Origin of the sequence: Methylobacterium sp. WL69 (assembly GCF_008039485.1) — a bacterium.
GTDB lineage: Bacteria > Pseudomonadota > Alphaproteobacteria > Rhizobiales > Beijerinckiaceae > Methylobacterium.
Window position 1 is genome coordinate 47,395 of record NZ_VRUZ01000012.1, and the last position, 21,250, is coordinate 68,644.

Sequence of the window (21,250 nt, forward strand, 5' to 3'; positions counted from 1 at the left end):
CGAATCATCTGCCGACGGACATGCGTCCGCATACGGACCGAGCTGGGAACGTTCGGGCCCGCGGAACGTCGGGCGTCGGGGGAATGCTGAGAACCATGGCCGGACTGAAGGGAACGCTGAGGGAACTCTACGAGGGCGACGACGACCGGGCTTACCGGTTCCGCTACGCCCTGCTCGCCTTCGACCTCGCGACCTTGCTGTTCATCGTCGTATCCTCGTTCATGCCGCGCGAGCCGCTCGTCGAGGGCGTCGACGTGCTGATCGGAATCGCGGTCACCGCCGACTTTCTCTCACGCCTCGCCATCTGCCCGAAGCCGGCCCGCGAGTTCCTGCGACCGACGACCTGGGCCGACGTTGCGGCAATCGCCTCGTTCCTGGCACCCATCGTCGGCGAGGGCGCGGGCTTCCTGCGCATCTTCCGGACGCTGCGCTTCCTGCGCACCTATCAGGTGCTCGACCGCCTGCGCTCGGACTTCGCGTTTTTCCGGCGCAACGAGGAGGTCATCGTCGCGGCGGTGAACCTCGCGGTGTTCGTCTTCGTGATGACGGGCATCGTCTACGCGACGCAGCACGGGCGGAATCCGGCCATCGGCAACTACGTCGACGCGCTCTACTTCACGGTCACCTCGCTGACGACGACGGGCTACGGCGACGTCACGCTCAACGGTACGGGTGGGCGCCTGATCTCGGTGGTTGTGATGATCTGCGGGGTGACGCTCTTCCTGCGCCTCGCCCAGGTGCTGTTCCGGCCCCACAAGGTACGCTTCCCCTGCCCGACGTGCGGGCTGCAGCGGCACGAGCCGGACGCGGTCCACTGCAAGGCCTGCGGCACGACCCTCAACATCCCTGACGAAGGAACGTATTGAGACGAGTGGAGACTTCCCAACCGCAGTTCCCGGCGCCTCCGGCGATCTGTCCGCTTCCCGGACAAGGTCACGCCAGACGCCACCGTGAAGGTGCCAGGGCGTCAGGGTTAATCTGAACAGCAAGCCCTTCCGAGTCGCGCCCTGACCGCGAGGGCCGTCAGGGCCGAACCAGCATCCAGACGGCCATGCTGACCATCATCAGGTTCTCGGTCAGCGAGACGAAGCCGAGCGGCACGTTAGCCGAGCCGCCGACGCAGGCGCACTTGATCTCGCGTTTGTCGATATAGACCGCCTTGAACACCGAGACGGCGCCGACGGTGCCGATGAACAGGGCAACGGGGATCGAGAGCCAGTTTAAGGCCCCCGCGACCATCAGGATGCCGGCCAGTGCCTCGCAGAACGGGTAGGCGTAGGCGTAGCGCACCCAGCGCCGGGCCAGCAGGTCGTAGCCGAGGAACATCGACGAGAAGCTCTCGATGTCCTGCAGCTTGAGGATGGCGAGCACGCACATGCTGAAGGCGATGAACCACTCGGCGGCCCGCATCGTCAGCGGCGTTCCGAATGCCGCGTAGCTCGCCGCCAGCGCCATCAGGGCGGTCATGGCGAAGACTGCGGCCACGGGCGTGTAGCTCGTGGCCTTCGGATCGGCGACGGGCTTGCCGAAGTGGCGGCGGAGGTCGTCGTAGCCACCGATGCGCTCGCCTCCGATAAAGGTCTGCGGCGTCGTCTTCACGTCGTGCTCGGACTTGAAGCGGTCGGTTTCCTCCCGGGTCGTGAGCCAATGGTCCTCGACCTGGAAGCCCTCCCGTTCGAGCAGGTCCTTTGTCTTCAGGCCGTAGGGGCAGACGTGCTTCTCCATCACCATGCGATGGACGATGGCTCTGCGGACGGTGTCCAGCATCGTGGAATCCCTCCCTGGGAAAATCGAGTTTCAGGAACGCCAATGCCCTGACAACGCGAGAACCCGGCATGGGCTTCCCTTGCGGCGCGTTCGACCCACAATCGGCAGGATGGGGCTTCCAACCGTGAGAAGGTCAAGCGACATGTCCGGCCCCATCGACCGGAACGGCCATGGGCGGCGGGTGTTCACTCTTCTCACGACCGATGCGGACAGCGTCCCGAGACCGTCCGCCGACCGAACCGCGATGTCTGCGGCCCCCGGGCCCCATCCGGCATCGCCCAAAGTTCAGGAGCCATCGCCATGAAGCTTTCCCTCACCCTCGCTGCTGCGGTCGCCGCATGCCTGCTCGGCCAGCCGGCATCGGCCGGTCCCGCGGTCACGCCGGTTGAGGCGCTCTCGGCCGGCGTCCTGCCGACGAGCTACGTCCAGTACCGGCGCTTCGGGCATCGGCACCACGGCTTCCGTCGTGGTTACGGGTACCGCCGCGGTTACGGCCGGGGCTATGGCTACCGTCGGGGCCCAGGCGTCGGCGCAGCGGTGGGGGCCGGCGTGGCGGGCCTAGCCGCCGGCGCCATCATCGGCGGAGCCATCGCCAACTCACAGGCGCAAGGTGCGCAGGGCGCGCCGGGCGCCGAGGCCGTGGCGGCGTGCGCGCGCCGGTTCCGGTCCTACGACGCATCGAGCGGCACCTATCTCGGCAACGACGGCGCCCGTCACGCCTGCCCGTGATCGACGCTTCGTTTCGACGGGGTTGCGTCAGCCCGTGACCCCGCTCAGGCCGTCGACGACGTTGGCGGCCATGATCAGGCAGAAGCCGGCAAGGAGCGCGATGCCCAGAACCCCCATCAGCAATTTGGACGTCCGCGGCTCCCCGCCGGGGTGAATGGCGAACGCGAGTTGCTTCCAGGGTCGTGACGCGTCGCAAGGCTGGCCTCGAAGATCATAGTGAGTTCGGGATAAACGGTTTCCAATCAATGGTAATTCGGGTGCCGTTGCCTCCGGTCACGAGGCAAGAACGAGGAGAAGGCAGAGGAAAAGGCGCCACCCGAGGGCGGCCAGGAAGACCGTCTGGAGGCGACCAGGCGCGTCATCGGCGCGGTTGTCGTTGGCCGATCCCGGCAGCTCCCGCGGCCAGCGTCGCCACTTCCGGCAGGCGGAGGGAGCTTGGGGCAAGGACCCTTCGGGATTTGGCCCAAGCTCACGTCGGCAGGACATGGGAGGAATACCGGGAGCGGCACTGGCTCGGCGCCGTATCCTCTGCCGAAAGCCCTCCGCCGTATCGGGCCCAGTCCTCGACCGAAGGTTCGGGTACCATCGGCGATCCGATCACGACGCCGACTGGCGGCAATGCTGCGGGCCGTCGCCGAAGTGTACGGACCAGACGTGCCGTTCGACCCATCGCTTCCCTCATGGCGCTCCTTGTCAGCTTGAACGATCAAGCTCCGGACCCAACCCTTCGCCGCGGGCGACCCGGACTCTTGGAACGATCTTTCGGGCTTCCTATGGCCCAGCACCGAATGCAAGCCGACCCTGCAGGGGGTCCCCGGGGTTGTCAGGTTTATCCCGACAAGACTGCGGGCTTCTCTGACTGAACGTCTGGCTTCGGCGACACAGATGATCCTCCGAGCCGGAGAGGTGATCCTGAATCGAAACGCATGAACGGCCTCTCCTCCGCCACGCATGGCCATCTCGGAGTAGCCCCATGAAACGCATCGCATTCGCCCTTGCGGCGGTATCGAGCCTCGTTCTGTTCGCCCCATCGAGCGAAGCGCGCCCCTTCGGCCGTGGACACGGCTTCCACGGACATCACGGCGGCTTCGGCGGTTTCCATGGACACCGTGGTTTCCGTGGACACCACGGCCACCGTGGCATTGGCTTCCGTTCGCACCACCGTGGGTTCGGGGGCTATCGCGGCATCGGTTTCCGCCATGCTCGTTACGGGTACGGACGCCACTACGGACGTTACGGCTACCGTCGCGGCTATCGCGGGTTCGGCCTCGCAGCAGGTCTTGGACTTGGGCTTGCCGCCTCAGCCATCCGTCCGGCCTATTACAGCGCCGGCTACGGTCGCCCATACGGTTATGGATATGGGTATGGCTACGCCCCGGTCCGCTATGGCTATGGCCGATCCCACCTCGGCTGCGGCTACTGAGACGCACTGGCGTGGGGCTCCAAGCCGGGGCCCCACGTCCACCTCACCGCCATTCCGGGGACGCGGCGCTGCGTGCTCGTCACGGTCAAGCGCATTCGGTCCGACCGCCCGTCGGGATTGCCCTGACACGCGTCGGTAAGACCGGCAGGAACGGTCGGGAAAGCTTGTAGGAAGGCCCGAACCACGCGTTACTCGGACGCGTCGAGGACGCCTCGGAACAGCGAAAGGGCGAGTACCGATGATTATGGAAGTCATCCGGCAGGGAGCCAGGGCCCGCACCACCGGTCGACCCAGGGATGCCTGCCCCTATCCCGCCGATACCCGTGAGCGTCGGGCCTGGTTCGAGGGTTTCGACGGATCGGCGTGGGAGCCGGGCACGAGGGTGGCACATCCAGCCGTGGTGTCGAAGGCTGCAGCAATGGCAAGCGCTGGCGGTACACCGGGTCTGGTGATGGCCTCTGCGTAGGGACCCCGGCGCCGAACTCCAAGACCGGGCGGTAATGCGCCAAGGACCGCGGGACCGTACACTCGGCGGAACCCGCGGCAAAGGAGCGGTTCGAGTACCCGTCGCATGACCACCCGGAATGAAGCCGCCGCAGGCCTGACCGGCCAGCCCCGGCTGGACCGCGGCAACCGCCGAACCTTCGTCGCGCTCGCACTCGCGGCGGCCATCCCCGTACTGTTGCTCAGCGGCTGGGTCGCCACCCTCATGGCCCAGCAGCAGCGCGAATTGACCCGCGGCGCGGCCGTGGCAAGCGCGACGCGGGTCGCCGAGCGCGTCGCTTCCGACATTGCCGCGCAGGTCGCCGTCCTCGAAGCCGAAGCCGCCTCCGCCACCCTCGACATGCCGGACCTGACCGCCTTCTACGCCGAGGCCAAGCGGCTCAAGGAAGGGCGCCCTCTTTGGGAGACCGTGGAGCTTGCCGGACCGGACGGGCGCCAGATCGTCAACTTGCTGCGCTCCCTCGACGATGAACTCGGCCCCACGGCCGACCGCGGGAGCTTCGACACCGTCGTGCGCACCCGTCGACCCGTGGTCGGCGGCATCGGTCCCATCGGGCCGGTCTCGGGCAAACGCCTCGTCGCCTTGCGGGTCCCGGTCGTCCGCGACGGGCAATTGCGTTACGTTCTCTCGGTCGGCCTCGCCAACGACGCGGTTGGCTCGATCCTGCGCGACGCCGGCGCGCCGGAGGGCTGGGTCGGAACCATCGTCGACGCCGACGGCAACACCATTGCCCGAACCCGCGCCGAGGCCGAGGAACTCGGCCAACCTGCCGACCCCGCACTGCAGGCCGCGATCCGGCGCGCGCCGAATGGCTTCTACATGGGTTCGACCCTTGAAGGCTCGAACGTCGAGGTCGTCTACCGCACCCTAAAGGACACCGGGGGCTGGTCCGTGCATTTCGGGATGCCGGCCGCGACGCTGAATGCCCCTGTCTTGCGCTCGTACCTCGTCCTGACCGGCGGCAGCGTCCTCAGCATCGGCCTTGCCCTGGCGCTCGTCGGCCTCGTGGGCCGTGACATGGCCCAACGGCGAGCAGGCGAGCGAGCCCGGTTCGCCCTGGCGCTCAGATCGAGCGAGGAGCAGGGCGCCGTCGCCGTCGAGGCGGCGGAGCTCGGCACGCTGCGATGGGATACGGTTCGGGAAACCGTGACCGGCTCACCGCGCGCGGCCCATCTCCTGGGCTGGAAAACCGCCGTTGCGGAGGATGGCGAGACCACGTCCGCCGCTGGCGCGGTGACCGAGGCGATCCACCCGGATGACCGCGCCCGGCTCGCCGACGACCTGCGCTGGAGCCTGGCAGACGGAGCGACGCTCGACGTCGAGTTCCGTGTCGTCGGTTCGGACCCCGAGCCGCGCTGGGTCCGCCTGACCGGCCGCGCCCCCCGACTGCACGACGCCGCCGGCCTTGTCTACGGCGTGGTCTCCGACATCGAGCCGCGCAAGCGGACCGAGGCCGAGCGTCTCGAACTTCTCCGCCGCCTCGGGGAGGCGCAGGAGAACGAGCAGCGGCGGATCGCGCGTGAACTGCACGATCAGGTCGGCCAGACCGTGACCGGCCTCTCGCTCGGCCTGAAGGGGCTGGAACGGCTCTTCGAGGCGCGCGGGATGTCACCCGAGGCGGAGCGCCAGGTCCAGTGGCTGCAGGCGCTGGCCGGCGAGATCGGCCGCGACATCCACCGCGCCGCCGTCGACCTCCGGCCCACGGCCCTCGACGACCTCGGCCTGCGCGAGGCCCTTGCCACTCTGTTGCACGAGTGGGGCCAGCGCCACGGCGTCCGTGCGGACCTGGAGATCCCCGGCGAGCCCGGTCGGGTTCCCGCCGCCACCGAGAGCGCGATCTACAGGATCGTGCAAGAAGCGCTCACAAACGTCCTCAAACACGCGCGTGCCGCCACCGTCAGCGTGTCGGTCGAGCACCGTCCGGAGGAGCTGCGGGTCATCATCGAGGACGATGGCGTCGGCTTCGATCCCGATGCGGTTAGGCGCCACCCTGCGGACGGATCGTCGGCCAAACCACGCCTTGGTCTGTCCGGCATCCGCGAGCGCCTGTCCCTTCTCGGCGGGTCGCTGACGCTGGAATCGTCACCGGGCGTCGGCACGACGTTGTTCATTACCATTCCCGTTCCGCAGGTTGCCTGACGCATGAATGACCTCTCTCCGGACCGCATCCGGGTCGTCCTCGCCGACGACCACCCCATCGTCCTCGCCGGCATCCGGGCGATGCTGAACGCCGATCCCGGGGTGGAAGTGGTCGGCGAGGCGACGAATGGCGGGGAGGCGCTGCCGCTGATCAGGTCCGTGGAGCCCGACGTCGCCGTGGTCGACGTCTCGATGCCCGGTCTCAACGGCCTCGAACTGACGGAGCGTCTCACGCGGGAGTGCCCCGGGACCCGGGTCCTCGTGCTCACGGTCCACGAGGACGCCGCCTACGTCCAGCCACTCCTGAAGGCCGGAGCCCGGGGCTATCTCCTCAAGCGCTCGGCGGCCGAGGATCTCCTGCGGGCTGTCCATGCGGTCGCCACGGGCGGGGTCTATCTCGACCCGTCCGTCGCCGGGCATGCCCTGGGGGACGGCGCCGCGGCTGTGACGGGGCCCAAGCCGGCCGAGACGGGCGAGGCGCTTAGCCCACGGGAGACGGAAACGCTGCGCCTGATCGCCCAGGGCCTCAGCAACAAGGAGATCGCGCGACGCATCGAGGTCAGCGTGAAGTCGGTCGAGACCTACAAGGCCCGGGCCGCCGAGAAGCTAGGATTGCGGTCGCGCGCCGAGATCATCCGCTACGCCGCCTCCCACGGTTGGCTGGACGCGCTGACCCTACGGTAGCGCAACACGCATCAGCGCAGTCGTACGATAGCAAACGTCTCACGAGGAGCCATCTGATGCGAAGGGCATCGCATTCACGTCCTTGATGCCGAAGGTTTCGCCTAGGAACCCGGAGCCGCGATACGTCTTGTCGACAACACGATAGAAAACTCTGAGGAAACGCTCATGAGAACATTCGCCCTTGCCGCCGTGGCCACCCTCGCCCTTGCCGTGCCGGCCCTTGCGGCCCCCTGCAACACGGGCGCCACGCGCTCGAAGGACCCGACGCCGGACCACGTGAACCCGAAGAGCTCGGACGTCGACAAGTCCAGCAAGAACCTGGCCGGCGGCCCCCAGCCGGCTTCTCCGGGCACGGTCGGGGCGATGAACAACGTCGGCACCAACCAGATGGTCGGCGAGAAGCCGGGCTCCGAGGCGAAAAACGATCAAGGCAACGGCGTAGGAACGTCGAGCAAGAACCTCGCCGGCGGTCAGCAGCCAGCCTCGCCAGGCACCGTCGGCGCCATGAACAACGCCGGCGCGAACCAGGGCCTTGGCAAGGACGACAACTGCTAAAGGTACGCCGGTTCACCGAAACTGCTGCAACGGGCCCGCCGAGCACCGTCGAGGCGGGCCCTTCCCATGTCTGCCCCACGTCATCGAAGACCTTGGCGGCCAAGGACCCGCACCGCCAATGACGCTTCATGACCTCGTGACATCCTCAAGCCCCAGGAGGTCCCACGGCGCTGGGCGTGTTGCATCAGGGGAGACGCCTCTTTCCGTTCTAATGGGGGTCGCACCGTCGCTTGCCTTGGTTCGGGTTTACCAATCATGCCGTTAGTAAGCGCACGGACGCTCTCGGCTACCGGACTCCTCGTAGCCCTGGCCTTCGCCGTGTCCCTTCCGGAAGCCTTGGACTGGCCCGCGAGGGCGGCCATGCTGGCCTTCGGCGGGGCCGCCATCCTTTGGGTCCTGACTGGGCTCAGCGCCGCCTATGTCGCTGTCGCCGCGGCCGTATTCCTGGTCGCGGTCCGGGCCGTCGAGCAGCGCGCGCTGATCGAGGGCCTCGGCTCGAAGGTGGTCTGGCTCGTCATCGGCACCTTCGTGCTCGGCACGGCGGTGGAACGGAGCGGGCTTGCGGGTCGGCTCACCGCCCTGATCGCCGGACGCGGGACCAGCGTCGGCGGGCTGATGTGGCGTCTGACCCTCGGCATCATCCCGCTCGCCTTCCTGATCCCCTCCACCTCCGGGCGGGCCACGGTGCTCCTGCCGCTCCATCGCAGCCTGACCGAGGCCGACGATGACCCACGTCTTACCAAGGCGATCGGACTGCTGATCCCCGCCCTCATCGTTATCTCGACGATCTGCAGCCTTACGGGGGCGGGCTCGCACCTCGTCACCGTTGACCTGCTGGAGCGGCTTTCCGACCAGAGCATTGGCTTTGGGCAATGGATGCTCTGGGGACTGCCCTTCGGCGTTGCCGCCTGCCTGATCACGACATTCCTGATCGGCCACCTGTTCCTCGATGCCGAGACCCGGGCCCGGCGGGTTGCTGAGATTGAGGCTCCATCCGGCCCCTTGTCCGCCAAGGAGTGGCGGGCCGGAGCGGTGGTGCTCGCCATGCTGGGTCTGTGGCTTACGGAGGGAAATCACCCCTTCGGCATCGCCACCGTGGCGATCGTCGGCGCGGTGATCCTGACGATGCCGGTCGTCGGCGTCCTCGACTGGGAGGATGGCGTGAAGTCCGTGAACTGGTCGCTCGTCCTCTTTATCGCCGCCTCCCTCGTGCTCGGGCGCGCCCTGATCTCGACGGGAGCCGCGAAATGGCTGATCGGCTCCGCGCTCTCTGCGAGCGGTCTCGGGCCCGAAAGCCCAACCCTTCCGATCCTGTTCGGATTGACGGTGCTCGGCCTGACGGCCCACCTCTACATGGTGTCCCACACCGCCCGGGTGGTGGCGCTGCTGCCGCCCCTGCTACTCCTCGCGGACAAGCTCGGCCTCAACCCGGTCGCAGTCGCCTTCCTGGCGAATGCGGGCATGGATTACTGCCTCACCCTGCCGGTCTCCTCGAAAGCGCTGCTGATCTTCCAAGGCGAGGAGCGACCGGCCTGGACCTCGACGGACCTGCTTAAGCTGGGGGCACTCCTGGCACCCGCCTATGCGGCGCTGATGATTGCCGCCTACTACGTCTTCTGGTCGCATACCGGCTTGGCGCTCAGGTAGCCTGCCACTGTCCAGCCGACGCGAGGCCAAGACCGTGCCTGTTCCTAAACGGATGCCGGGGAAAACGGGGCCGCGACGGCGGGGAAGTGGCGGTGACGCGCTTCGAGGTCGGCGAGGTCGGCGGGATCCGCGACGTCGCGCCGAGCGGCGGCGATCACGAGGTCGGCGTGACGGGCGAGTTCGGCGGTCCGGTCCGTGAGACGCTCCACCTCGGCGACGCGGGTGAGCACGTCGAGCAACCGTGCGAGAACATGTACCGAGCCGGCGGCGTTCTGGCGGATCATGTGGAACATGGCATCGCACAGGCCGTCATAGTCGGTCACCGGAACGACCAAGACCACCCGGCCGTCCCGAACCACGGCACCGGTGGGTAGATGGCGCGACGCCACCCGGCACAGGGCATCGCCGAGATGGTCGACGACGCTGCCAGCCGTGAAGGGGTCGTTGATACCCGGCGAGAGTGCCCGGACAGCGATCTCGACGAGTTGCCGGATCGAGTATTCCAGGTCCTGCAGCGCGGCCGGGCGACGGCCGAAGGTCAGCGAACGCTTGAGCACCGCCTCGACATCCTCGATCCCGGCCGACAGGAACGCGACGGGGAAACCGCTCGGCACGTAGTCGCCGGGTCGAACCCGCAGTGCGACGGTCGCACCGTGCTCCTGCGCCCAGTCGGCCAGCCCGCCCTCGTCAACCGCCTGGAGGTAGCCGCTGGCGTCGATGCGGACCCCGCCCGCGGTCGGTAGCCGGTCCGGAAGCGTCATGCCGGCGGCGTCGCAGGTCCGTGCCTCCACGGCGGCACAGAGGTCGCGATGAACCGCGTCGACGACGGTCTCGACGTTGATGCTGGACGCGATATGGTGGACGAACCAGACCAGGGTGGCGAGCGAGAGCAGCGCCAGTAGCATGGCCCCCGTGATCGCGAAATGCGGGACGAAGGGGCTCTCCTGCACCGTGCGCACGGTGCGCAGGACCATGAGCGCATAGGCGAAGGTGCCAAGGAAGATGCCCAGGACGATCTGGTTGCGGGCGTCGCGGGTGAAGTTGCGCAGCAGCCTCGGGCCCATCTGCCCGGAGGCCAGCGTCAGGGCCGCGATGGTGATGGAGAAAGTGGTGCCGGCGACCCCGATGGTCGAGGATGCGACCGCGCTCAAGAGCGCCCGGGCCCCCTCGGCGCCGCCGGAATAGCCCCAGTTCTGGTCCGGCGAGGAGGCGTCGTATCCGGCGACATGGGAGGTCTCCAGCCAGATCCCGAGTTGGGCAAGGCCGATGCAGCCAAGCACGATCAGGGCGGGCCGAAGCCAGAACTGGTCGCCCAGGGATTCGATCCAGGCGCGCAGGCGTGCCCTCATGCCGGTTCATCCTTTCCCTCCGAACTCTGGCGTTCGGAGTTCTCACGTCGGACGTTGTCACGATCCTCGCGTAGCACCTGCCATCGCGCCCGCGGCGGGCTATTGCCGGCGGGCCAGCCCTCGCGCTGGCGCGTGCGGTCGCCATCCGACGCCTCGGTCTGGTCGTGTAGGAGAACTTGGCTCGTGGGGTAAGGCAGGTCGATACCGGCCGCGGTGAGCGCGTCCTTGACGTTGGAGATGGCGTGGTCGAGGGCGTCCACCGCGTCCCGCCGCCGGGGCGGGTCGATCCAGAAGCGCGCCGTCATGTCGACGCCGGCGGCCCCGAGACCCGTGACCAGCGCCTCAGGGGCTGGGTCGGCTAGCACCCCTTCGGTCCCGCGCAGGGCCTCGACGATGACGTGGCGCGCCTCCTTCATGTCGTCCCCGTTGCCGATGGTGAGGGGGAAGGCGAGCCGACGCTTGTCGTGCGCGGTAATGACCGTGATCTTGTCTACGAACAGCGTGGCGTTCGGGATCAGCACGCGTTGATTGTCGTAGGTGCGCAGCACCGTGGCCCGCACCCAGACGTCCTCGACCGTGCCCTCGTGCGACCCGGCCCGGATTTGGTCGCCGATAACGAAGGGGCGGGTCAGCAGGATGAGGATGCCGGCCAGCAGGTTTTGCAGCACGTCACGGAAGGCGAAGCCGATGGCGACGCCGCCGATGCTGAGAAGGTTGAACAGGTCGGCGGCCGAGACGGAGGGGAAGGCGACCGAGGCCGCCACAAGGAACGAGACTAGGATGGTCATACCGCCCGCGATGCGCCCGAGCACCGAGGCGGAACCCGGCGAGGCCTCCCGTAACGTGGCGGCGCGGCGAACGGCGGCACGGACCCCTCGGGCGACGAGAAGGCCGAGGCCGAACAGCACGAGGGCGACGGCAAGCCCCGGCAGCAAAGCGGCGGCCGAACGACCGAGCCCTTCGAGGCGCCCGAGCGCTTCCGAGAAGATCATGGGAACCCTTGGGTCATGAGAAAGCCGCCGCTGGCGGTCATGCCATCGGGCGGCGTTTCGGAAGGCGGTCCGCAAGACTCTTCGAGCCCCGCGGACCGAACTGTGGCATCAGCGACGCGGACCGCCGGACGTTCCGCCGTATTGCTGCCCGCCGAACTGGCTGCGCGAAGGCATGCTGGCATTGCCACGGCTGGCTGAGCCCTGCCGCATACGGTGACGGCGCATCTGACGCCTCGACATGCGGACCTGAATGAGGTCGCTGCCGTCCGAAGCTGCGATGCCAGAGGCGTTCATCGGCAAGGCGGCCGACGGCAGGGTCGAGGCGCCGAGGCCGAGGCCGGCTAAGAGCGCGGAAGCCAGGATGGTGTGCTTCATGGTCATGTCTCCTTCGTTAGTCGAGATCACATCTTCTTCTTGGAGTATTCGAATTTTGGCGCGTTCTTAAGGGTGTCCTTGTCAGTGTCGGCATGGACCGCGTACTTGCCGTCCTTGTTGCTGATAGCAAGTGAAGACGGGTCGAGCACGACATAGCTCTCGCCAAGGCCCAGGAAGCCGCCGACACTGACGACGACGCCGGTTAGGGTCTTGCCGTTCTCGATGACCAGGTCCTCGACCTCGCCCACGGTCTCGTTCTTGTTGTTGTAGACGGTTGTGCCCACGAGCTTGGACGACATCACGTCGGCGGGCTTCACGGTCATGAATTTGAGCTTCACCGTCGCCGTGTCGGCCATCTTCATGCCCATCTCCGACGAGGCCGGCATCGCGGTACCGGGTGCGGGCGCGGGAGGAGTGGTTTGGGCCATGGCTGGTAGCGACAGGCAGGCAAGCGAGACGGCAGCGGCGAGGAGGCGATGGGACAAGAAGATCTCCTGGAATGGGCCCAGAGCGGACGGGGATGCCCGCGAAGCCTGGACGGCGATTGAGCGACGCTCGGTCAACCGGTTCGTAGGTCCAACGCGCCCGTTCAGGAAACGTTCATGTCAATCTACCGGCGGCATTGGAACTATAGACTAGTTAGTCTGGCGCCTTCAAAGGCCTATGGGACGGGATGCCTCGATATCAAGAGGCAATTCAGATGATTTATCGCAATCAAAAGACTTCCATCCCTGGCAAGACCCGAGTTGGATGGGCTCGCTTCCTTGAACTTATCGTGATCAGAACGCTGAAACCGTCGGGCAAGTCGACGCGTAAGGGTGGCATGAGCCTCGGTTCCCGAAGCTTCATCTCGCCTATAGGATTTCCCATGATGCGCTCGACCCTGAATGCCGCCCTCCTCGCCATCGGCCTGACCGTGGCCGCCCCGGCCCTTGCCGAGACCTCCCCCATGGTTGGCGGCGCACCGATGATGGCTGACAAGACCATCGTCGAGAACGCATCCAAGGCCAGCAACCTCACGACCCTCGTCGCCGCGGTGAAGGCCGCGGGCCTTGCCGACACCCTGAGCGGCAAGGGTCCGTTCACGGTCTTCGCCCCGACCAACGACGCCTTCAAGAAGCTGCCCGCTGGGACCGTGGACTCGCTGCTGAAGCCCGAGATGAAGAAGACTTTGACGGGCGTGCTCACCTATCACGTCGTCCCGGGCAAGCTCGACGCCAAGGAGCTGATGGCCAAGGCGAAGATGGGCGGCGCCGACGCCAACCTGAAGACGGTCGAGGGCCAGGTCCTGACCGTGAAGATGGACGGCAACCGGCTGTCGCTGATCGACCAGAAGGGCGGCGGCGCCTTCGTCGAGCAGGCCGACGTCAACCAGTCGAACGGCGTCGTGCACGTCATCGACAGCGTGCTGATGCCCAAGTAACCGACAAACAGCCGCTCTACCTCCGTCAGCGGGGGTGGGGCGGTCCCGGAAGCGTGCCGCCAGGTCGGCGTGTGTGCCTCGGGCAGGAACTAAAGTCAGCGGGCAACGCTTCGGTTCGACAACCTCGACGCCCAGGCGTCCGACCGGAACCCGACCGATGCACGCCTTGGACCTCCCCCCCCCTGCAAGGGCCCGCTCCGCTTTGCGCCTCGCCGGCTCCCTTGCCGTCATCGTTGGCCTCTCCGGGCCAGCCGCGGCGCAGTCCGCAGGCAGCTCCATCGACCAACCCACGCCCGGTACGCTCCCATCGGGAACGTCGACCACAAAGGGATCGGATGCCGCGCGCCACCAGGGCACCGGCGGGGTCGCGCCGCCGAGCGCGATCCAGTCCTCGACGGACGTCATGCAGTCCGAAGGCTCGGTTCAGGGCAAGGGCCAGGGCAGTCGAACCAACCCGATCCAGCACCTCCCGAAGGACATGCGCTGAGGCGCGCGCCAGCCGGACGGGATGATAATCCCCGGCTCGATGGGCCGATGGCCTGCAGGCCTGCCACCAATCGGCGGGTGTCGCGACAAGGACCTCCGCGATGTTCTTCGATAGCTGGTCCGGCCTGCTCAGGGTCGTGGTCGTCGCTCCCCTGGCGTACGTCGCTCTGATCCTGTTCCTCAGGATCTCGGGCAAGCGCACCCTGACGAAGCTGAACGCCTTCGACCTCGTGGTCACTGTCGCACTCGGCTCGACGTTGTCGTCCATCGTCCTGACGAAGTCGGTCGCGTTGCTGGAGGGCGTCCTCGCCCTCGCGACCCTCATTGGACTGCAATACGCGATCACGTGGTCGAGCGTGCGCTCCGCCCGGGTCCGGTCGCTGGTCAAGGCCGAGCCGACCCTCCTCGCGCACAAGGGGCATCTGGTCGAGGGCGCGATGCGCCGGCAGCGCCTGACCCGCGACGACGTCCTATCGGCCCTGCGCTCGGAAGGGCTGGATGACCTCTCCCAGGCTGCGGCGGTGGTTCTGGAGACCGATGGCTCGATCAGCGTGCTCAAGTCGCTCTCCGGGCGCGAAGACGGCTTGGACGGAGTGCCGCCGCGCGACAGTGACCGACTAAATCTGGGCCGTTCGTGAGATCTCTCGTCCGCCACCCGCTCCTCGTCGTCGCGCTGGCCCTCTCGGCCGCGAGCCTGATCCCGTTGGTGCCCACCGAGTGGTGGTGGGTGCGCCTGCTCGACTTCCCGCGCCTACCCTTCGCCCTGGGATTGCTTGCGGTCGGCCTCGGCCTCCTGTTCTTTCTCCGGGAATCCGCGAGATTGACAACGTCGACGCTGGCCCTCGTGGCGGTCGCCCTCACCGTCGATGCGTGGGTGCTTCGGCCCTACCTGCCGACCGGGGGCGTGAACATCAATGCCTGTCCCGCCGAGCGCCGGCTGTCCGTGATGGTCGCCAACGTCCAGCTTGGGAACCGAAAGGCCCCCCCCCTGGTGGAGGCTGTCGCGCGGGTCGAGCCGGACCTGTTCCTGGCAATGGAAACCGATGCATGGTGGGACGAGGCCCTTAAACCCGTACTCGCGGCGATGCCGCATGCCCTTCAGCGGATCACTGGGTCGTATTACGGCATCCACCTGTACTCCCGGCTGCCTCTGGTGAACGGGAGCATCCGGCACCTTGCGGGTCAGGACACACCAGCCATCGTCACCGGCGTGACCCTGCGCACCGGCGAGGTCGTCGACTTCGTCGGTATCCACCCAAAGCCCCCGCAAGCCTGGCAATCCGCACGCGGACGGGATGCCCAGCTCTACGCGGCGGCGGACGTGCTGCGGACGCGGGTCGAGCCCGGCATCCTCGCCGGGGACCTCAATGCCACGCCCTGGGAGATCGCGGTCGAGCGCATGGTGCGACTGTCGAGATTGATCGATCCCCGTCGCGGCTACGGCTACGTTGCGACCTGGAACGCGAAGGCGTGGTGGATGCGCTGGCCCCTCGACCACGTCTTCCACGAAAGCGGGTTCGCCACGGTGTCGGTCGAGCGCCTCGACGCATTCGGGTCGGACCACTTCCCCTACCTCGTCCGCCTCTGCCGACAGGCCGGGGGAGGTGCGAAGGCGCCACCCGAACGGGAGGCGGACGATGTCGCCGCGGCCAACGCTATCCTTACGGCGGCCGGAGCGCCCGAACGTTTGGGCCCACGTTGAGCACCGTCAATCATCGACACTTCCCGGCAGGCTTTCGCTGCGCGGGCGGGGGACGCCCGTGATCTCCATCTTCGACCTTGCCGCGATGCTGCTGACCCTCTCGGCCCTGTTCGGGTGGCTAAATCGCCGGTTCCTGCGGATGCCACACACCATCGGCCTCCTCGTTATGGGCCTTGCCGCCTCGTTGGCCCTCGTCGGTCTCGACCTCACCTTCCCGTCCCAGCACCTCTACGAGGACCTCACCAAGGTGCTGCGCCAGGTCGACTTCACCGACGTGGTGATGAATGGCATGTTGGCGTTCCTGCTGTTCGCTGGCGCCATGAGCCTCGACCTTCGCACGCTTCGCGACCGGGCCTGGGCCGTGGCCACCCTGGCCCTTCTCGGTACCTTGATCTCGACGGCCATCGTCGGCGCCGCATTCTGGCTGGCGGCCGACCTCATCGGGCGGCCCATCCCGCTCGCCTGGGCGCTCGTCTTCGGGGCGCTCATCAGCCCGACCGATCCTGTCGCAGTCCTGGCGACCCTGAAGAACGTCAAGGTTCCCGAGACGCTGGAGGTCGAGATGCAGGGCGAGGCCCTGTTCAACGATGGCGTCGGCATCGTGCTGTTCACGGTCCTCGTCGCCTTCGCGGCCGGGACCGGGGGCGAGGCCACCAGCGTCACCAGCATCTCCTGGCTCCTGCTGCAGGAGGCGGGCGGCGGCCTGCTCCTCGGGGTCGTCACCGGTTACGTCGCCTACCGGGCCATGCGGACCATCGACGACTTCCCCGTCGAGGTGCTGATCACCCTGGCGCTCGTGGCCGGGACCTACGCGCTCGCCCAGAAGATCCATGCCAGCGGACCCCTCGCGGTGGTCGCCGCCGGGCTCCTCGTCGGCGACCGCGCCCCGCGCGACGCGATGAGCGAGCGGACGCAAGGCTACGTTTCCGCCCTCTGGACGCTCATCGACGAGGTGCTGAACTCGGTGCTGTTCCTGCTCATCGGGCTTGAAGTGCTGGTGCTGCGCTTTGAGACGAACGGCCTGCTCCTCGCCGCCTGCGCGGTGCCCATCGTCCTCCTGGCCCGCTTGATGGCGGTGTCGACGCCTCTCCTCATCTTCCGCTGGGGCGGCCACCTGTCGCCGCGCAACGTACCGTTCCTGACCTGGGCCGGGGTGCGCGGGGGCATCTCGGTCGCGCTGGCGCTGTCGATCCCCGAGAGCGATGCCAAGCCGGCAATCCTGGCAGCGACCTACGCGGTGGTGCTGTTCACCATCATTGTCCAGGGCTCCACCCTCGGCCTCGTCGCGCGAAGGACCTTGCGAGACGTTTAAAGCTTCTTACCGATGAGCGTTGCGCCGCCCGATGTAGCCGACCTCATGGTCGACTAAGTCTCGCGCCTGATGTGCTGGACTAACGCTCCACGGGATCCAGCCTCCGCGGTGCTTCAGACACCGGCATCGTGCAGGTGACCGCGTGATGCGTGAGTATGATAGCCAGCCGACAGCGTCTTGCCGTCTGCTTTTGGACGGCGGGGAGAGCGACGCGTATGACCAAGTTGGGTCGTTATCCGCCTGTCGGCGCACGAAAGGGCACTGAAAACAGACGCACCCCCGAGCATGAAAGTATTCCTCTGCTTCCTCGGGGAGATCTTCCGGACCCCGGCACCATGGGATGTGACGGTCGCGGCCCACACTCGCCGCACGCCCCGGCCTTCTGAGACTGAGGACGCCAGACCCCGATGCGACAGGCGTCCTCGCGTCAGCGTGGATTAGTTCGGTATGAGTTCGCGGGCCGGGCCACCGGTCTCCTGACCACGGGCCTGGGCGTAGCTCGGAAGCGCGGGGTTCTTGGCGTTGCCGCTGTCGGTGTCCATGCGTCCGAGCCAGTATGGGGAGCCGACGGGCGCTGAGAGATTATTGGTCAGGACCGAGTGGGTGTCGGTGTGCTGAACGGTGCGAGCTTCCGAGGCACCCGTCAGAACGGCAAGCGTACAAGCGGACGCGAAAAACAGGCCCGAGAGGTTCTTGAGGGAGTTCATGGCATGTCTCCAGTTATCCTGCCAGGAACGACGATGTCTGACAGCGATAACCGGACAGACGCTAGCTTCTATCTGTTATTCCCGACGTCTCTCAAAATCTTTTTCTTGTCGTTTCGGGTCACTCCATTGTGAGGAGGCATCTCCAAGGCCTGCTAAAAAAGGCGGCGGGATGCTGGAATAAACCGAGATTGGCAGCGTCCATGCCTCCGTAGCCAGCCCCGGAGTGTCTCCGGTCCAGCCGGCGCGAATGCAGGAGCCCCGCCCATGCCAGGAGACCGGACATGACGGACATGATGCGCCTCATCGAGCCGCTGATCCCGGCGCTACGCCGCTATGCGCGGGCCCTTCTGCGCAATCCCACCGATGCCGACGATCTCGTGCAGGACTGCCTGGAGAAGGCGGTCGGTCGCTGGCACCAACGTCAGGCCGACGGCGATGTCCGGACCTGGCTCTTCGCGGTTCTCCACAACCTCGCGGTTACGCAGATGCGCCAGCGCGCCCGCCGCGGGGCCCACATGCCGATCGAGGACACGGCGGAAGCCAACCTCGCCGTGGCGCCCACCCAGGAGAGCGGCCTGCGCCATCGGGATCTGATGACTGCGCTGGAGGCGCTGCCGGAGGAGCAGCGCAGCGTCCTCCTGCTGGTGACGGTGGAGGGCCTGTCCTACGCCGAGACCGCGCAGGTCCTCGCCATTCCGACCGGGACCGTGATGTCCCGCCTGTCCCGGGCGCGGGACCGGATGATCCAGTTGATGGACGGCGCCGAGACGGCCGTTCCTGCCAAGCGCCCGCTCCTGCGGAGGGTAAAATGACCACGCGTCCGATCAGCGAAGACGATCTCCAGGGCCTCGTGGATGAGCGCCTCGATGCCAAGCGGCGCAGCGAGGTCGAGACTTATCTCGGCGACCACCCGGATGCCCACGCGCGGATCGCGCGCATGGTCGCCCTGCGCGAGAACATGCGCGCCGCCTTCGCGCCCATCGCGGCCGAGCCGGTGCCGGCCCAGCTCGACTTGTCGCGGATCGTCGAGGCGCGCCGTCGCCCAGCTCGTCCCGCCTGGCGGGCGATGGCGGCCGGGCTGCTGCTTCTCGTCGGAGGCGCTGGTGGGTGGGGCCTGCGCGAGGTGGTCTCGTCCGTACCGACCGGCATCGAGGCGCTGGCCCAGGAGGCGAGCACGAACTACGCGGTCTATGCTCCCGACCATACCCGCCCCGTCGAGCTCGTCGCCGCAAACCGCGCTGAGCTCGCCGGCTGGTTCTCCAACAGGCTGAAGCGGCCGGTCGGCGTGCCGGACCTGAGTGGTTCCGGCTACCGCCTCATGGGCGGGCGCCTCGTCGCCACGCCGCAGGGGCCCGCCGGCATGCTGATGTACGACGACGGACACGCCACCCGCTTCGTCATGCTGATGCGGCCGATGGCCCAGCCCGGTGACGCGCCGATGCGTGCGCATACCTCGGAGGCGTCGAACGGCTACGCTTGGGCCCAGGACGGGCTTGGCTACAGTCTCGTGGGTGCCGTCGACCCGACCGTCTTGCACCCGCTGGCCAACGAGATCCGTCGCGCCACCGCGAAAGCCATCTGAAGGTCCGCCATGTCCCTCCTGAACGATCTCACCGGCGCTAGTCCCGGCTTAAGTCCGCGCGCCGTCTTCCTGCGGCTTGGTACCATCGGAGCTCTGGTCGCCGGCACCGCGGGGGCCTTCGCGTATGCCGGAGGCTGGCTTTCGCCGGGGGACCTCACCCAGGCGCGCATCGTCGATCGCTTCGAGCAGATCAACGGCCCCCATCCGGGATTCCGGCGCAACCACGCCAAGGGGCTCTGCCTCGCCGGGCGCTTCGAAAGCAGCGGCGGGGGGGCGCGCCTGTCGAAGGCTTCCCTGTTCGCCGCAGGACAGGTCACCCCCGTCACCGGGCGCATCGCGCTTGCCGGCGGACAGCCCTACGCGGCGGATGCGGCCGCGACAGTACGTAGCCTCGCACTTCGCTTTCATCTTCCCGATGGGGAGGAATGGCGCACCGGCAACAATGACATCCCGGTCTTCCCAGTACGGACGCCAGAGGCGTTCTACGCCCAGCTCCTTGCCGCCAAGCCCGATCCAGCTACGGGCAAGCCCGATCCCGAAGCGCTGAAAGCGTTCTTCGCCGCGCACCCGGAGAGCGCGAAGGCGGCGGCTCTGATCAAAGCGCGGACGATCACCTCCGGGTTCGCCGACGACACCTTCCGGAGCCTGAACGCTTTCCGCTTCGTCGCCGCGGACGGTAACGAAACGCTCGTGCGCTGGGCCTTCGTGCCGGAGCAGGCGGCCACAGCAGAGAGCCCCGCTCAGGCAACGCGCGCAGACAAGAATTTCCTGTTCGACGATTTCGCGGCCGTAATCCGTCAGGGTCCCGTGCGCTGGCACCTCATTGTCACCTTGGGTGCGCCCAAAGAAGCTAGCGCCGACGCGACCCTCCCCTGGCCGTCCGAAGGAGCGAGTGTGGACGTCGGCAGAGTGGTCGTCACGGCGACGGAGGCGGAAGCGAACGGCAATTGTCGCGACGAGAACTTCGACCCCCTCGTCCTGCCCGCCGGCATCGTGGGATCGGACGATCCGCTGCTCAGCGCACGCTCGGCGGCCTATTCGCAATCCTTCACGCGCCGAGCCGGCGAACCAAAGGCGCCGAGCGCCGTCCACGACACCCCTGTCTCAGGAGCCGGATTGTGAGCGACCCTGTGCACTTCAACCTGCCGGCTCGGCTGCTGCATTGGACCATGGCGGCGATGGTCCTGGCCATGCTGTTCATCGGCGTAGCGATGGTGACCTCGGTGGCTCACTATCACGCCCTCGTCGCGCTGCACCGGCCCCTCGGCATCGGCATCCTAATCCTCGCGGTGCTGCGTCTGATTAACCGCTGGCGTAGTCCACCGCCTGAATTGCCGTCGGACCTTCCAGGCTGGCAACGGCAGGCAGCGCACGCCTCGCACATTCTGCTCTACGGGTTGATGCTCGCGCTGCCGCTGGTCGGCTGGGCGATGCTATCGGCGGCCGGCTACCCCATTGGCATTGCCGGCTCCGTCGTGCTGCCGCCGATCCTGCCACGCGATCCCGCCCTCTACACATGGCTCCGTCCGCTACACACGGTCTTGGCCTACACGCTGTTCGGCATCATCCTCGCCCATCTCGGTGCCGCACTGTTGCATGGACTGATCCGCAGGGATGGCGTTCTGGGCAGCATGGCCTTTCGTCTGACGGCATCCCAGCCGCGGTGATACAAACTCGGTTACATCGCCCAAGCATGTCTCACGCGGGCTAACGTCCGCTATTGGGTTGCGCTAGCTCCCGCGTGTGTGACCGGGTTGGGTCGTTCTCGGTCGGTCCGCTTTGGAGCACGAGGTCGGGATGGCGGACGTTCGATGAAAAGCGAGAATTGCTCGTTTCAAGAGCAAGAAGCGGAGTTCATCCTCTTCCGCGGGAC

At 67.3% G+C, this 21,250-nt stretch carries 22 protein-coding genes; 16 read left to right on the forward strand and 6 right to left on the reverse strand.

Going from position 1 to position 21,250, the window contains the following annotated elements:
• The first annotated feature begins 95 nt into the window (after positions 1 to 95).
• Positions 96 to 866 (forward strand): potassium channel family protein, encoded by a 771-nt coding sequence (locus FV218_RS05945; protein ID WP_187272976.1) that lies wholly within the window; start codon positions 96 to 98, stop codon positions 864 to 866.
• 157 nt (positions 867 to 1,023) lie between these two features.
• Here the strand turns inward: FV218_RS05945 and FV218_RS05950 are convergent, their stop codons facing one another.
• Positions 1,024 to 1,767 carry a glutaredoxin gene (locus FV218_RS05950; protein ID WP_147709051.1) on the reverse strand — a complete coding sequence of 248 codons (744 nt, stop codon included), beginning with the start codon at positions 1,765 to 1,767 and terminating at the stop codon, positions 1,024 to 1,026.
• A gap of 300 nt (positions 1,768 to 2,067) precedes the next feature.
• Between FV218_RS05950 and FV218_RS05955 the strand changes: the two genes are divergently transcribed.
• The 7 genes from FV218_RS05955 (at position 2,068) to FV218_RS05985 (ending at position 9,449) form a co-directional block, all read left to right on the forward strand.
• Positions 2,068 to 2,496: a BA14K family protein gene (locus FV218_RS05955; RefSeq protein ID WP_147709052.1), complete on the forward strand. Its 429-nt coding sequence runs from the start codon at positions 2,068 to 2,070 to the stop codon at positions 2,494 to 2,496.
• A 973-nt stretch (positions 2,497 to 3,469) separates the two neighbouring features.
• Entirely contained in the window at positions 3,470 to 3,919 is a 450-nt protein-coding gene (locus FV218_RS05960; protein WP_147709053.1) for a hypothetical protein, read from the forward strand.
• 244 nt (positions 3,920 to 4,163) lie between these two features.
• Positions 4,164 to 4,385, forward strand: coding sequence for an Rmf/CrpP family protein (locus FV218_RS23495; protein WP_348642015.1), 222 nt, complete (start codon positions 4,164 to 4,166; stop codon positions 4,383 to 4,385).
• 105 nt (positions 4,386 to 4,490) lie between these two features.
• The gene (locus tag FV218_RS05970) at positions 4,491 to 6,563 is read left to right on the forward strand and encodes an ATP-binding protein (protein WP_147709055.1); all 2,073 of its coding nucleotides are present in this window, start codon (positions 4,491 to 4,493) and stop codon (positions 6,561 to 6,563) included.
• Between the two features lie 3 nt (positions 6,564 to 6,566).
• Positions 6,567 to 7,247, forward strand: coding sequence for a response regulator transcription factor (locus FV218_RS05975; protein WP_147709056.1), 681 nt, complete (start codon positions 6,567 to 6,569; stop codon positions 7,245 to 7,247).
• Positions 7,248 to 7,412: 165 nt separating this feature from the next.
• Complete coding sequence (locus tag FV218_RS05980; protein WP_147709057.1) at positions 7,413 to 7,802, forward strand: exopolysaccharide production protein YjbE; 390 nt, start codon at positions 7,413 to 7,415, stop codon at positions 7,800 to 7,802.
• Between the two features lie 255 nt (positions 7,803 to 8,057).
• Positions 8,058 to 9,449 (forward strand): SLC13 family permease, encoded by a 1,392-nt coding sequence (locus FV218_RS05985; protein ID WP_147709058.1) that lies wholly within the window; start codon positions 8,058 to 8,060, stop codon positions 9,447 to 9,449.
• A 44-nt stretch (positions 9,450 to 9,493) separates the two neighbouring features.
• On the opposite strand, the gene FV218_RS05990 is transcribed toward FV218_RS05985, so the two are convergent.
• From FV218_RS05990 to FV218_RS06005, 4 genes are all read right to left on the reverse strand, one after another.
• The gene (locus FV218_RS05990; RefSeq protein ID WP_147709059.1) at positions 9,494 to 10,798 is read right to left on the reverse strand and encodes a DUF2254 domain-containing protein; all 1,305 of its coding nucleotides are present in this window, start codon (positions 10,796 to 10,798) and stop codon (positions 9,494 to 9,496) included.
• A complete protein-coding gene (locus tag FV218_RS05995) occupies positions 10,795 to 11,706 on the reverse strand; it encodes a mechanosensitive ion channel family protein (RefSeq protein WP_210246110.1) in 912 nt (303 codons plus the stop codon). The genes FV218_RS05990 and FV218_RS05995 overlap by 4 nt, the downstream gene beginning before the upstream one ends.
• A 192-nt stretch (positions 11,707 to 11,898) precedes the next feature.
• On the reverse strand, positions 11,899 to 12,165 hold the full coding sequence (locus tag FV218_RS06000; RefSeq protein ID WP_147709060.1) for a hypothetical protein: 267 nt from the start codon (positions 12,163 to 12,165) through the stop codon (positions 11,899 to 11,901).
• Positions 12,166 to 12,191: 26 nt separating this feature from the next.
• A complete protein-coding gene (locus FV218_RS06005) occupies positions 12,192 to 12,650 on the reverse strand; it encodes a PRC-barrel domain-containing protein (protein ID WP_246685011.1) in 459 nt (152 codons plus the stop codon).
• Positions 12,651 to 13,033: 383 nt separating this feature from the next.
• Between FV218_RS06005 and FV218_RS06010 the strand changes: the two genes are divergently transcribed.
• From FV218_RS06010 to FV218_RS06030, 4 genes are all read left to right on the forward strand, one after another.
• Positions 13,034 to 13,588 (forward strand): fasciclin domain-containing protein, encoded by a 555-nt coding sequence (locus tag FV218_RS06010; RefSeq protein ID WP_210246111.1) that lies wholly within the window; start codon positions 13,034 to 13,036, stop codon positions 13,586 to 13,588.
• A gap of 587 nt (positions 13,589 to 14,175) precedes the next feature.
• Positions 14,176 to 14,712, forward strand: coding sequence for a YetF domain-containing protein (locus FV218_RS06020; RefSeq protein WP_147709062.1), 537 nt, complete (start codon positions 14,176 to 14,178; stop codon positions 14,710 to 14,712).
• Positions 14,709 to 15,776 carry an endonuclease/exonuclease/phosphatase family protein gene (locus FV218_RS06025; protein ID WP_147709063.1) on the forward strand — a complete coding sequence of 356 codons (1,068 nt, stop codon included), beginning with the start codon at positions 14,709 to 14,711 and terminating at the stop codon, positions 15,774 to 15,776. Before FV218_RS06020 ends, FV218_RS06025 begins: the two co-directional genes overlap by 4 nt.
• Positions 15,777 to 15,834: 58 nt before the next feature.
• A complete protein-coding gene (locus tag FV218_RS06030) occupies positions 15,835 to 17,088 on the forward strand; it encodes a sodium:proton antiporter (protein ID WP_147709064.1) in 1,254 nt (417 codons plus the stop codon).
• A 437-nt stretch (positions 17,089 to 17,525) separates the two neighbouring features.
• Here FV218_RS06030 and FV218_RS06035 read toward each other — a convergent pair whose 3' ends face one another.
• Complete coding sequence (locus FV218_RS06035) at positions 17,526 to 17,795, reverse strand: hypothetical protein (RefSeq protein ID WP_147709065.1); 270 nt, start codon at positions 17,793 to 17,795, stop codon at positions 17,526 to 17,528.
• A gap of 281 nt (positions 17,796 to 18,076) precedes the next feature.
• On the opposite strand from FV218_RS06035, the gene FV218_RS06040 reads away from it, so the two are divergent.
• Genes FV218_RS06040 through FV218_RS06055 form a run of 4 tightly spaced genes read left to right on the forward strand, consistent with a single transcriptional unit; the run spans position 18,077 to position 21,044 of the window.
• Positions 18,077 to 18,607 (forward strand): sigma-70 family RNA polymerase sigma factor, encoded by a 531-nt coding sequence (locus FV218_RS06040; RefSeq protein ID WP_147709066.1) that lies wholly within the window; start codon positions 18,077 to 18,079, stop codon positions 18,605 to 18,607.
• The gene (locus FV218_RS06045) at positions 18,604 to 19,377 is read left to right on the forward strand and encodes an anti-sigma factor (protein ID WP_147709067.1); all 774 of its coding nucleotides are present in this window, start codon (positions 18,604 to 18,606) and stop codon (positions 19,375 to 19,377) included. Before FV218_RS06040 ends, FV218_RS06045 begins: the two co-directional genes overlap by 4 nt.
• Positions 19,378 to 19,386: 9 nt before the next feature.
• Positions 19,387 to 20,499, forward strand: a complete 1,113-nt coding sequence (locus tag FV218_RS06050; protein ID WP_147709068.1) for a catalase family peroxidase — start codon at positions 19,387 to 19,389, stop codon at positions 20,497 to 20,499.
• A complete protein-coding gene (locus FV218_RS06055) occupies positions 20,496 to 21,044 on the forward strand; it encodes a cytochrome b (protein WP_147709069.1) in 549 nt (182 codons plus the stop codon). Before FV218_RS06050 ends, FV218_RS06055 begins: the two co-directional genes overlap by 4 nt.
• The last annotated feature ends 206 nt before the right edge of the window (positions 21,045 to 21,250 follow it).